The sequence below is a fragment of the Phocoenobacter atlanticus subsp. cyclopteri genome, assembly GCF_018343795.1.
Classification (GTDB): domain Bacteria; phylum Pseudomonadota; class Gammaproteobacteria; order Enterobacterales; family Pasteurellaceae; genus Phocoenobacter; species Phocoenobacter atlanticus.
On sequence record NZ_CP074346.1, the window covers coordinates 508,292 to 520,228 of the forward strand.

Annotated in this window: 9 protein-coding genes and 1 pseudogene; 3 read left to right on the forward strand and 7 right to left on the reverse strand. The window is 34.6% G+C overall.

Going from position 1 to position 11,937, the window contains the following annotated elements:
* Positions 1–76 precede the first annotated feature (76 nt).
* The 4 genes from KGI96_RS02320 to KGI96_RS02335 all read right to left on the reverse strand — a co-directional run bounded on the left by KGI96_RS02320 (position 77) and on the right by KGI96_RS02335 (position 3,016).
* Positions 77–493 carry a type II toxin-antitoxin system VapC family toxin gene (locus KGI96_RS02320; protein ID WP_211599330.1) on the reverse strand — a complete coding sequence of 139 codons (417 nt, stop codon included), beginning with the start codon at positions 491–493 and terminating at the stop codon, positions 77–79.
* Entirely contained in the window at positions 493–771 is a 279-nt protein-coding gene (locus KGI96_RS02325; protein WP_211599329.1) for a type II toxin-antitoxin system Phd/YefM family antitoxin, read from the reverse strand. The genes KGI96_RS02320 and KGI96_RS02325 overlap by 1 nt, the downstream gene beginning before the upstream one ends.
* Before the next feature lie 110 nt (positions 772–881).
* Positions 882–2,345, reverse strand: a complete 1,464-nt coding sequence (gene guaB / locus KGI96_RS02330) for an IMP dehydrogenase (RefSeq protein WP_211599328.1) — start codon at positions 2,343–2,345, stop codon at positions 882–884.
* A gap of 92 nt (positions 2,346–2,437) precedes the next feature.
* Positions 2,438–3,016 (reverse strand): 5-formyltetrahydrofolate cyclo-ligase, encoded by a 579-nt coding sequence (locus tag KGI96_RS02335; protein ID WP_211599327.1) that lies wholly within the window; start codon positions 3,014–3,016, stop codon positions 2,438–2,440.
* Between the two features lie 437 nt (positions 3,017–3,453).
* Between KGI96_RS02335 and cspE (KGI96_RS02340) the strand changes: the two genes are divergently transcribed.
* From cspE (KGI96_RS02340) to cspE (KGI96_RS02350), 3 genes are all read left to right on the forward strand, one after another.
* Complete coding sequence (gene cspE / locus KGI96_RS02340) at positions 3,454–3,663, forward strand: transcription antiterminator/RNA stability regulator CspE (RefSeq protein WP_211599326.1); 210 nt, start codon at positions 3,454–3,456, stop codon at positions 3,661–3,663.
* 181 nt (positions 3,664–3,844) lie between these two features.
* A complete protein-coding gene (locus KGI96_RS02345; RefSeq protein WP_213156513.1) occupies positions 3,845–4,951 on the forward strand; it encodes an ISAs1 family transposase in 1,107 nt (368 codons plus the stop codon).
* A 265-nt stretch (positions 4,952–5,216) separates the two neighbouring features.
* Positions 5,217–5,426 carry a transcription antiterminator/RNA stability regulator CspE gene (gene cspE / locus KGI96_RS02350; RefSeq protein WP_211598857.1) on the forward strand — a complete coding sequence of 70 codons (210 nt, stop codon included), beginning with the start codon at positions 5,217–5,219 and terminating at the stop codon, positions 5,424–5,426.
* 57 nt (positions 5,427–5,483) lie between these two features.
* Here the strand turns inward: cspE (KGI96_RS02350) and glnE are convergent, their stop codons facing one another.
* From glnE to rep, 3 genes and pseudogenes are all read right to left on the reverse strand, one after another.
* Positions 5,484–8,381: a bifunctional [glutamate--ammonia ligase]-adenylyl-L-tyrosine phosphorylase/[glutamate--ammonia-ligase] adenylyltransferase gene (gene glnE / locus KGI96_RS02355; protein WP_211598855.1), complete on the reverse strand. Its 2,898-nt coding sequence runs from the start codon at positions 8,379–8,381 to the stop codon at positions 5,484–5,486.
* 25 nt (positions 8,382–8,406) lie between these two features.
* Positions 8,407–9,492, reverse strand: a complete 1,086-nt coding sequence (queA, locus tag KGI96_RS02360; RefSeq protein WP_211598853.1) for a tRNA preQ1(34) S-adenosylmethionine ribosyltransferase-isomerase QueA — start codon at positions 9,490–9,492, stop codon at positions 8,407–8,409.
* A 214-nt stretch (positions 9,493–9,706) separates the two neighbouring features.
* Positions 9,707–11,724 (reverse strand): annotated as a pseudogene (gene rep / locus KGI96_RS02365) (DNA helicase Rep).
* Between the last annotated feature and the right edge of the window lie 213 nt (positions 11,725–11,937).

Genomic DNA, 11,937 nt, shown 5'->3' on the forward strand with positions numbered 1-11,937 from the left:
TTTTCAAAAAGTTAATTTACACTTTATCATACTTAATATATAGGTTATTTTTTGATAGTTATTTTTACGATTAAGATCACAAAAATGGATTAAATAATTTTATACCTAATCCTTCAAAATCTTTGGTGTTACGTGTCACTAAAATTAAATTGTGTTCAATCGCACTTGCCACAATCCAAGCATTATTTTCAGGTGAAAGATCAGGAATATGCAATTTTGCACAAATTTCAGCGGTATTTGGGGTAATGTTTAAAATGCGTTTCTCAAACATTTTTAGTACATTGTTTTGATACCAATTTGTTAATGCCGTAAATTGTTTTGGATCTTTATACTTTTTTCTTAAAATTCCACGTTGTATTTCCATTAAAAAAGTGGGATTAGTATAAAAATCTTCAATAGAAGCCGATTTAAACCAATCTACAACATTTGGATTTGCTTTTCCTTGTTTGATTTTTCGGATTTCAGAAATAAGGTTAGTATCAAGTAAAAACATTATTCATCCTCTAAACCATAATCTACAAATGGAATAGGGCGATTAGTTTTACTGCGTGGTGGAATATCAAGTTCAATATCTGCCACATCGTAATCATCTTGTGAACAAAGCCATTCATAAGCACTCTGTTTTTTTTCCTGTTTTTGAACTTGATAATCATCATAACGCATTAGCACAAATTCAGGATTACCACGATTAGTAATAATAACAGGTTCATTTGCTGCGAGCTGTTTTGCTTTTGCTAAATTTTGATTAAACTCTCGACTTGTAATAAACATAAAAACCTCTTTTGTTGCTACAATTTTCAATATTGTAGCAACAATAAGTTTGTTAAACAATCATTTTGCAAATTTAATACAAAATGTGACCGCTTACTTTTCTAAAAATACTAGCCCATTCGGTAATTCGGTGCTTCTTTGGTAATGCTCACATCGTGGACGTGGCTTTCTTTCATACCCGCTCCACTAATTCTTACAAATTCAGCTTTGGTGCGTAATTCTTCAATAGTGGCACACCCAGTTAAACCCATACAAGAACGTAAACCGCCCATTTGTTGGTGGATAATTTCTTTCAAATAACCCTTGTAAGGAATACGTCCTTCGATCCCTTCTGGTACTAATTTATCCGCTGCATTATCAGATTGGAAATAGCGATCCGATGAGCCTTTTGACATTGCTCCAAGGGATCCCATTCCACGATAAGATTTGAATGAGCGTCCTTGATATAATTCGATTTCTCCCGGCGCTTCTTCTGTTCCAGCAAACATTGAACCCACCATTACACAAGATGCCCCCGCTGCGATTGCTTTTGCGATATCGCCTGAGAAACGGATACCACCGTCGGCAATCACGGGGATTCCACGATCTTTTAAGGCTTCTGCGGCTTCTGAAATAGCGGTAATTTGTGGCACACCTACACCCGTTACGATACGAGTGGTACAAATTGACCCCGGACCAATCCCTACTTTCACCGCACTTGCACCTGCATCTGCTAAGGCAATCGCACCGCTTGCGGTTGCAACATTACCTGCAACGATTGGTAAATTTGGGTATTTTGCACGGGTTTCACGTACACGTTGTAATACGCCTTCGGAATGACCGTGACTGCTGTCGATTAAAAGTACATCAACCCCCGCTTTAACTAAGGCTTCAATACGTTCTTCATTACCTTCGCCAGCTCCAACAGCCGCACCAACACGCAAACGCCCAAATTCATCTTTACACGCATTTGGTTTTTCAGCGGTTTTTTGGAAATCTTTTAATGTAAATAAACCTTTTAATTTAAAATTATCATCAACAATCAGTACTTTTTCGACTCTATGGGTATGCATCAAATGGAAAATCTCTTGGGTTGTTGCCCCTTCTTTCACGGTAACAAGTTTTTCTTTTGGTGTCATTAGTGCTGAAACACAGGTATTCATATCATCAACAAAGCGAGTATCTCTTCCCGTTATAATGCCTTCTAAAAGCCCATTTTCATTTACAACAGGGAAACTGGCAAAGCCATTTTTAGTCACAAGTTTAGATAATTCTCTTAATGGTAAATCAGGGGTTACAGTAACAGGATCAGAGACAACGCCACTTTCAAATTTTTTCACTTTACTGACTCTATCTGCTTGGCGTTCAATCGACATATTTTTATGAATAAACCCAATTCCGCCTTCCTGAGCAAGAGAAATAGCTAATCTTGTTTCGGTTACCGTATCCATTGCGGCTGAAAGCATTGGGATATTTAAACGAATATTTTTGGTGAGTTGGGTGGATAGATTAGCGGTATTTGGTAATACCTTAGAATGAGCAGGAACGAGAAGGACATCGTCAAAAGTTAATGCTTCTTGTTTAATTCGTAACATTGCAAAATTCCTTATTTAGATAAAAAATGAGTTGGAAAGATTGCGAGAGAATTATACAGATAATTATTGTTATTGAAAAGATAATTATAACACTAACCTAAAATAATATAATCTAATGGCATATCCCAGTGTTCAACAGGTAATTGGTTTAATTGCTGAAATCGATGAGCTAATCCTACACTAATTAATGTTTCAGAATTCAGGGCAAGAGTACGATCATAAAATCCACCCCCAATTCCTAAACGGTTACCTTGTTTATCACAAGCGACTAAAGGCGTAAAAATAATGTCTAATTTATTTAATGGTAACACTTTTCTGACATCTAACTGAGGTTCTAGAATACCAAAGCGATTAGATTTTAATGATTTTTTGCAATTTTTATTATATTCAATAAATAATAAATGACCTTTTGAAAATGGGTGTAAAACAGGCAGGTAAATTTTTTTCCCTTGTTTTGTTAGTTTATCAATGAGCGGTAATGGAGAAATTTCACCATTAAAAGGGAGATAAAACGCCAATCTAGTGGCAGAATGTTTTTCAATCAAACTAAGTGCTGGCTGAATAATATTTTGTGCAGCTTGATTTTGTTGCTGTTGTGATAATTCAAGCCGTTTAGTTTTCATTTCTTGGCGTAATCGTTGGCGTTGATTAGTGATATGATTATTATCCATAACCTTATTGTTATTTATAAATTTAGATTATTTTGAATATAACAAAAAGAGATAAAATTGCAAATTTTAAAAGAAATGTAACCGCTATACTTGGGCTAGATATATGCTTTGTATATAAATCAATTATTTCTAAGATACTTTTATTCTCATTTTTTACTTTTAGACCTAATGTTGAATGAAACGAGTTTTTTCTATAAGAGTAACTATAAATTAAATATTAAAAGTTGCTTGCTTTAATTTTATTAGTGTGTTTTAATAAAAACCTAGCTAAGAGCAGTTTAAAAAAAGTTAGTTATTATAGTTCTTCCTCATCATTTCAAAGTTTTTACTTTATTTCTTGATAGTCCTTTTAATATCCATCTCCATTTATAAAGTGATTAGTTTTACCGCTTGAATTTTCAAGCATTCAAATAAATTTTAAAAAATAAGGAAGACATATGTCTAAATTAACTGGTATCGTAAAATGGTTTAACTCTGAGAAAGGTTTTGGTTTCATCACTCCATCTAATGGTGGAAAAGATGTATTCGTACATTTCTCTGGTATCCTTGGTGATAACTATAAATCATTAAATGAAAATGATAATGTAGAATTCAGCGTTCAAGATAGCCAACGTGGACCATCTGCAATTGATGTAAAATTAGTCTAATTAGCTACTAAATAGATTTCTTAAGAAGCCCCTTTTAATAAGGGGCTTTTTTTATGATTGAAAAATTATCTATTATGTAACTGAGAGCTAATATTTTTAAGAAATACACAGGGCAAGATCGCACTTTTCTTAAAAAGATGATCTAATAGCACTTATTATTCAATAACAAATAGGTGTAAAAATGAATATATTATCAGCTTTTAAAGATTTGGAAGACCCTCGCAAAGATATAAACAAAAAACATGACTTCTTAGATGTTATTTTTCTTGTCGTAAGTGCGGTAATATCAGGTGCAGAAGGATGGAGTGAAATTCATCAGTTTGGTAAATTGAATATAAAATGGTTACGAAAATACCGAGATTTTGAAAATGGTATTCCTGTTGATGATACGATTGCTCGTATTGTAAGACGGATAAATCCTGAGAAATTAAATTATATTTTTATTAATTTTATCAATGAGATACGAAAATCACAAGGCAAAGAGTGTATTGCAATAGATGGTAAAACATTAAAAAACAGTTCACATTTAGAGCCTCATAATGCCCTACATAGTATTACGGCTTGGAGCTGTTCAAGAGGATTAATTTTAGCTCAAAATAAGTCCAAAGGTAAGAAAAATGAGAATGAAAGCATTCTAGAAATGATAGATATTTTAGAGCTAAATCAAGCCGTCATTACGGTAGATGCGATGAATACGCAAAAGAAAATAGCGAATAAAATCATAGAAAAGAAGAGCGATTATGTGATGCCATTGAAAAATAATCATAAGAAATTTAGAAATGAAATAGAAAGTTATTTTCATAAAGTAGTGCGAGAAAAATCAATAAAAATAGATAAATTTCAAGAAGTTAACTGTGAAAGAAGTCGAATAGATCAACGGTATTATTCAAAATTACCAATAAGTGATTGGCTTTTGGAATCTCAAGGTTGGACAGGAATTAAAAGCCTTATTCAAGTTCATAGGATAAGAGAAGACAATGGCAAGAAAAGTGAAGAAAAAGTATTTTATATCAGTAGCTTAGATGTTCCTTGCGAAGACTTTGCGAAATATATTAGGGGTCATTGGGAAGTTGAAAATAAAGCGCATTGGGTACTTGATGTTGTTTTTAAAGAAGATGATAGTACGATTTATTTGGGGGATGGCGTTGAAAATATGGCAATAATTAGGCGTTTAGGGCTTAATTTAGCACGACTACATCCAACTAAAAATAGTATAAAAAGCAAGCTGAAATCAGCTGGCTGGTCTGATGAAATGAGGTCTGAGCTTATTTTTGGTGTGTGTGATTAATTTATAGACAAAGTACGCGGTTGCCCTGAAGAAATACAAAAATAAATATTAGAAGTAGTTGCTTTTATTTTATAAGTATGTTCTAATAAAAACCTAGCTAAGAGCAGTTTAAAAAAGTTAGTTATTATAGTTCTTCCTCATCATTTCAAAGTTTTTACTTTATTTCTTGATAGTCCTTTTAATATCCATCTCCATTTATAAAGTGATTAGTTTTGCCGCTTGAATTTTCAAGCATTCAAATAAATTTTAAAAATAAGGAAGACATATGTCTAAATTAACTGGTATCGTAAAATGGTTTAACTCTGATAAAGGGTTTGGTTTCATCACTCCATCTAATGGTGGAAAAGATGTATTCGTACATTTCTCTGGAATTCTTGGTGATAACTATAAATCATTAAATGAAAATGATAATGTAGAATTCAGCGTTCAAGATAGCCAACGTGGACCATCTGCAATTGATGTAAAATTAGTCTAATTAGCTACTAAATAGATTTCTTAAGAAGCCCCTTTTAATAAGGGGCTTTTTTTATGGTTATGCTTTAAATAATTTATTCCAAATTCCAATCACAAATTCTCTCTCTAATCTAAACTGATTTTCGTTAACAAGACTATTTTTCCCTTGTAAATTAAGATGATGAATTTGATTTCGCAAAGTGGTGTAGCATTCTTTAAGCCTTTCCCCTTGCTCTGTCGTTAAAATATCACATTCCATTGCAGTATCAAAAATACGAACATTATCCGACCACACAGCCATTTTGGGATATTGGTTGGCATAATTTAAAACTAAATATTGGGCAATAAATTCAATATCTGTAATTCCACCTTGATCTTGTTTTAAATGAAATTGTTCCGTTGAATGAGAGGCTAAATGTTGATACATTTTTGCTCGCATATTGCAAATTTCTTGTTTTAAGTGACCGCTTACCCTTGCTTTTTTTAGAACATTTTGACGAATTTTCTCAAATTTCTGATCATTTTTCTCCGTACCATAAACACAACGGCTGCGTACTAATGCTTGATTTTCCCAAGTCCAAGCTTCATTGTGTTGATAGTTATCATAAGCCTCGAAAGAGCTGACAAGTAATCCAGACTCGCCAGATGGACGTAATCGCATATCAATTTCGTATAAAATACCAGAAGTGGTGTTTAAACTGAAAATAGAGTTAATTTTTTGAGCTAATTTTAAATAGAACTGCTGGCTGGAAATAGATCTTTTCCCATTAACCGTTATCCCATTTATCGGAGCTTGATGCAGAAAGACTAAATCTAAATCAGAATTATAGCCTAGCTCAATACCTCCTAATTTCCCGTAAGCGATCACGGTAAAATCACATTGATTTTCTGTGAGATGATTTGGATAGCCAAAGCGTTTCGTGAGCAATTTCCAAGCGATATTAACTACTGAATAAACAATTGTTTCTGCCAAGTAAGTCAGTTGATCGCTAATTTTCATCACAGGTAATTCCCCTAGAATATCGGCGGTGGCAATATTTAAAATTTGAGTTTGTTTAAATTGGCGTAACGCATCAATAATTTGCTCCTCATCATCTTCTGGAATACGCAGTAGATATTCAGATAAGGCTTGTTGATAGGCTAGTTTGGTATTTAAACAGCCAATTTTTTCTTTTAAAATAAACTCATCTAATAATATTGGGTGGCGAGCAATTTGCTCTGCAACCATTACCGATTTACCACAGAGTAGAATTAGGCGAGGTAAAATGTGTTTATTTTCTAATAATAATTCTAAATAGGTGGTACGAAGTGTGATTTTGTCAATAATATTAAGCAATCTAGGGAGTAATACTAAATATTCGCTTTGCTGAAAAATATCGTCCATTACTCTTGGCATTAGTTTATTTAACACATTTCTGCCACGCACCCCAATCGGTTTTTTTCGCCATTCTTGAAGAGTATTGTTTAAATATTGCAAAATTTCAGGAATATCATCAGCTTTAACGGAATAATGATGAACAAGGCTATCAAGCTCTTTTTCAGGGATAGGGTAGTGTAAAAGATCTTTCCAAAAGGCTAAATTAGGATCATCTTCTTGTTCCATTTCCTGTGATTCTTCACCAATAATTTGATTGAAAATAGCTCTAACATTTGCTTGGTGCTGATTTAGAACCATCATAAAACTTTGCCAGTCAGCAATTGGATAATCAATCTGCTGTTCGCCTTGTATAAAATGCTGACAAGCTAAAATTAGACGTAAACGATCCGTCTCATTACTCGGTAATGTTTGAGTCTGTTTATCATCAATAGCTTGCAATACATTTTCTATTTGACGAAAAAAAATATAGGCGTGATAAAGTTGTGTGATTTGCTCTTGGTTAAGAACCTGCTGCTGTTTAAATTCACACAGATTTTGTAACAAACTGCGAGAACGCAAAGTTTTATTACGCCCTCCACGTATCATTTGAAAAGTTTGCACAATAAATTCAATCTCACGAATTCCGCCTGCACCAAGTTTGATATTATCTGTTAGGTTACGGCGAATCACTTCACGGCTGATTTTTTGTTTCATCTCTCGTAGTGATTGAATGGCACTAAAATCTAAATATCGGCGATACACAAAAGGAAGAAGCAGTTGAGCAAGATAGCGATGATAAGGGTTCTTTGGATCTTCACCTAGAATTTTTGCTTTGATCATCGCATAACGTTCCCAATCTCGCCCTTGTTCTTGATAATAATCTTCCAGTGCGTCAAAGCTGAATACTAACGCCCCACTTTCACCAAAAGGACGTAATCGCATATCGGTACGATATACAAAACCGTCTATGGTAATTTGATCTAAGGCTTGGATTAAACGCTGTCCTAAACGAGTAAAAAACTGATAATTGGTAAGTGATTTATGCCCTCCCTCCGTCTGACCTTGATCGGGATAGCAAAAAATCAAGTCAATATCCGAAGAAAAATTAAGCTCACCTCCGCCTAATTTTCCCATTCCTAAAATAATCAGTTCTTGGGTTTCTCCCAGTGAATTTTTAGGTGTACCGATTTCTTCACATAAACGTGTAAATAACCAATTTCTAGCATTTAAAATTAAGCATTCTGCTAATTCAGATAAAGCAATAAAGACTTGCTCTACAGAAGCGAGTTTATTTGACTGTAAAAAGCTTAAATTTGCCATTTCTTGATTACGGAACAAACGTAATTCTTTATGAAAAAGGGCTTCATCGGTAATGGTTGTAAGGCGTTGAGTTAGTTCGCTGTGATAGTCGTTTTGAACTTTAAGAATAGGGAGGTGCTGCAACCAATGTTGTAATAAATCAGGTTGTTTTTGAAGCTGTTTAAAAACAAAATCAGACATTGCAATACTGGTTATAAGCGGTGTGATTTTTTCAGAATTTTGCAAATTTTCAGGAATACTATGCTGTTGGAATAATTGATTAAGTTGTTGTTTAAATTGATTATTAAGTTTAATAAGCATAGTAATTCCCTTGTTTTATATCATATTATGGTACATCATTTATCGCATTGGGATTTTTATCGATAAACATCGCATCGCCATAACTAAAGAAACGATATTGCTTCGCCACTGCGTGTTGATAGGCTTTCATACAGTTTGAATATCCAGCAAACGCAGACACTAGCATAATTAAAGTAGATTCTGGCAAATGAAAATTAGTCAATAACGCATCAATTACTCGGAATGTTTTTCCAGGATAAATAAAAATAGAGGTGTCTGAGAAAAAGGGTTCAATTAATTGATTCGATTTTTCAGCGTGTTGTGCAGCACTTTCAATAGATCGAACAGAGGTTGTACCTACTGCAATAACTCGTTTTCCATTCGCTTTAGTAGTCAAAATTTTATCTACAACTTCTTGGCTTACTTCCGCATATTCTGCGTGCATTTTATGGTCTTCAATATTTTCTACACGAACAGGTTGGAAAGTACCCGCTCCCACGTGTAAAGTAACGAAAGCAGTTTGAACCCCTTTTTGTGTTAATTTTGTTAATAATTCATCATCAAAATGAAGCCCAGCTGTAGGTGCTGCTACAGCACCTAGCTCCTTACTATATACGGTTTGGTAACGCTCTTGATCGGTTTCTTCATCGGGGCGATCAATATAAGGAGGTAATGGCATATGACCTGCACGATCTAATAATTCAAATAAAGGCTGTTCCTCTTCAAATCTAAGTTCAAATAAGATGTTGTGACGAGCAACCATTGTGGCATTAAAGCCATTTCCTTCTCCTAGTTTATCTTCCCCTAAAATAATGGTTGAACCTTCTTTGGGTGATTTTGAGCAACGAATATGTGCTAAGCAACGATGTTCATCAAGCACTCGTTCTACCAAAACTTCAAGTTTGCCACCACTTAATTTTTTACCATATAAACGAGCAGGGATAACACGAGTATTATTGAATATAAGTAAATCACCTTCGTCAATATGATCTAAAATATTGATAAATTGTTGGTCTGAACATTGACCTGTTTTGCCATTAACATAAAGTAAACGACTTGCTGTACGTTGTTTAGTTGGATAACGAGCAATTAACTCGTTAGGTAAATCAAAATGAAAATCCGAAAGTAACACGTTATTTCCTTTATTTAGTGTTATGAAAAAGTATAAAATACTTCCTCATTTTAACGTATTTGCTGTACTTTGACTATGAGAGAAAGAAGGCATTTAATTTTATATTCAGGACAATAGCTCATTTTTAACTATTCTAACTATTGATTTTTTAACATTAATAGTTAAAAAATCCCAAAAGATCTATTTTATTCTTTTTTTGTGATACCACTTACATTTACTTATTCCCCTGCAACATAGCCCTTAATCTCGCTACATTATCCGAAACCTTTTGCTGTTTTTGTTGCTCAGTGATCGGTGGCTTATCTCGTTCCCATTGCAAATCATCTTGGGGTAATTCCATTAAAAAACGGCTGGGTTCCGGCTTAATGATTTCGCCATATTGACGGCGTGTTTTACACAATGAAAACGTCAAAGTCTGTTGGGCTCGTGTAATGCCAACATACGCTAAACGACGTTCTTCTTCAATGTTATTTTCGTCCATACTGGTTTGGTGGGGGAGTAACCCCTCTTCCATTCCGACTAAAAAAATATGTGGAAATTCCAAGCCTTTTGAGGCGTGTAACGTCATTAGCTGCACTTGATCGCTTTCGTCATCATCTTCGCTACGCTCTAACATATCTCGTAAGGTTAGGCGAGTGACGACTTGGGCAAGATTCATTGGTTCGTTGATTTCATCGCCTGCCAACATTCCTTCCACCCACTCAAACAAGGTTTCTACATTACGACTTTGCATTTCTGCCGCCTTTGGATTATTGGCGTGTTCATATAGATAGGCTTCATACTGAATTTTAGCCAGCATATCCTTTATTGCAAAAAGAGGATCAGATCTAACCGCTTGATCCGATAATTCCACGATCCAACGTCCAAAATCTTGTAAGGCTTGATAAGGTTTTGGTGTAATTCGTTGGATCAAATCAAAATCAAAAATCGCCTCAAATAAGCTGACTTGTTTTTCATTGGCTAAATTACCCAGCTTCTCTAAGGTTGTTGCACCAATTTCTCGGCGTGGTGTATTTACAATACGTAAAAATGCCGCGTCATCATCTTGATTTACCAACAAACGCAAATACGCCATCATATCCTTGATTTCAACACGTGAGAAAAATGAGGTTCCCCCTGAAATTTTATAGGGAATACGGTTTTGCATCAGCATTTTTTCAAGCAAACGTGATTGATGATTGCCTCGATATAAAATCGCATATTCTTTGTATTTTTTTTACGAGAAAAACGGTGTGCGATCAACTCGCCAACAATGCGTTCTGCCTCGTGTTCTTCATCTTTTGCTTCGATTACATTTAACTTTTCGCCCTGAGCAAGTTGTGAAAAAAGACGTTTTTGAAAAACGTGCGGATTATTATCAATCAAAATATTGGCACAGTGTAAAATTCGCTGACTGGAACGGTAATTTTGCTCTAATTTAATCACGTTTAAATTCGGAAAATCTGCTTTTAAACGTTGCATATTTTCAGGTTTCGCCCCACGCCACGAGTAGATCGACTGATCGTCATCGCCCACAACGGTAAAATTGGCTCGCTCACCTACTAATAATTTTATCAGTTCATACTGGCTGGTGTTGGTATCCTGATATTCATCCACTAATAAATATTGAATACGCTGTTGCCAACGTTGTTTTGCCTCTTCATTTTGTTGAAAAAGCAGGGTTGGAAGCATTATCAAATCATCAAAATCAAGGGCATTATAAGCTCGCAGTTGGTTTTGATATTGCTGATAAAAATAACTAAATACCCGAGAGCGATCATCACTTGTCTGTGCAATCACTTGCTCTGGTAACAACAGGCTATTTTTCCAATTTGAAATTTGGCTGATTAACTGTTTCAGCAAATCTTTATCTTCGGTGACATTTTCAGGTAATAAATGTTTAAGTAATGCAATTTGATCGTGATCATCAAACAGCGTCATCCCAGATTTAAAACCGAGAGATTTATATTCACGTTTGATAATATCAAATCCTAAGGTATGAAAAGTAGAAATCGTCAGCCCTTTGGATTTTTCTTTACCGATTGAATGTGCTACACGCTCACGCATTTCACGAGCGGCTTTATTCGTAAAAGTAACTGCAGCAATATGCTTTGGATAATAATCACAATAGCTGATTAAGTGAGCAATTTTATTGATAATTACCCTTGTTTTACCTGATCCTGCCCCTGCAAGCACCAAGCACGCCCCTTGAGTATATTCTACGGCTTGTTGTTGTTGTGTATTTAGTTTCATAGTGATAAGTATTGAATACCGTAGAGACAGGGCATGCCCTGTTCTATAGCCCTGTCTCCATAATTATGATGTAATAATAAGAATATAAAAAATTCTAGCATAAAAATCAGTAAATACAATTTAATTAATATACGAAAAAACACTAGCAATTTATCCTAAATTTTGGTATAAATACGGAGTTTTTTGTGTGCGAAAAACTTTCGTTCAAAAAAC

Excerpts from the sequence above, each read along its gene's own strand:
- KGI96_RS02320 (WP_211599330.1), bottom strand. The coding sequence starts at position 493 with ATGTTTTTACTTGATACTAACCTTATTTCTGAAATCCGAAAAATCAAA.
- KGI96_RS02325 (WP_211599329.1), bottom strand. The coding sequence starts at position 771 with ATGTTTATTACAAGTCGAGAGTTTAATCAAAATTTAGCAAAAGCAAAA.
- guaB (WP_211599328.1), bottom strand. The coding sequence starts at position 2,345 with ATGTTACGAATTAAACAAGAAGCATTAACTTTTGACGATGTCCTTCTC.
- KGI96_RS02335 (WP_211599327.1), bottom strand. The coding sequence starts at position 3,016 with ATGGATAATAATCATATCACTAATCAACGCCAACGATTACGCCAAGAA.
- cspE (WP_211599326.1), top strand. The coding sequence starts at position 3,454 with ATGTCTAAATTAACTGGTATCGTAAAATGGTTTAACTCTGAGAAAGGT.
- KGI96_RS02345 (WP_213156513.1), top strand. The coding sequence starts at position 3,845 with ATGAATATATTATCAGCTTTTAAAGATTTGGAAGACCCTCGCAAAGAT.
- cspE (WP_211598857.1), top strand. The coding sequence starts at position 5,217 with ATGTCTAAATTAACTGGTATCGTAAAATGGTTTAACTCTGATAAAGGG.
- glnE (WP_211598855.1), bottom strand. The coding sequence starts at position 8,381 with ATGCTTATTAAACTTAATAATCAATTTAAACAACAACTTAATCAATTA.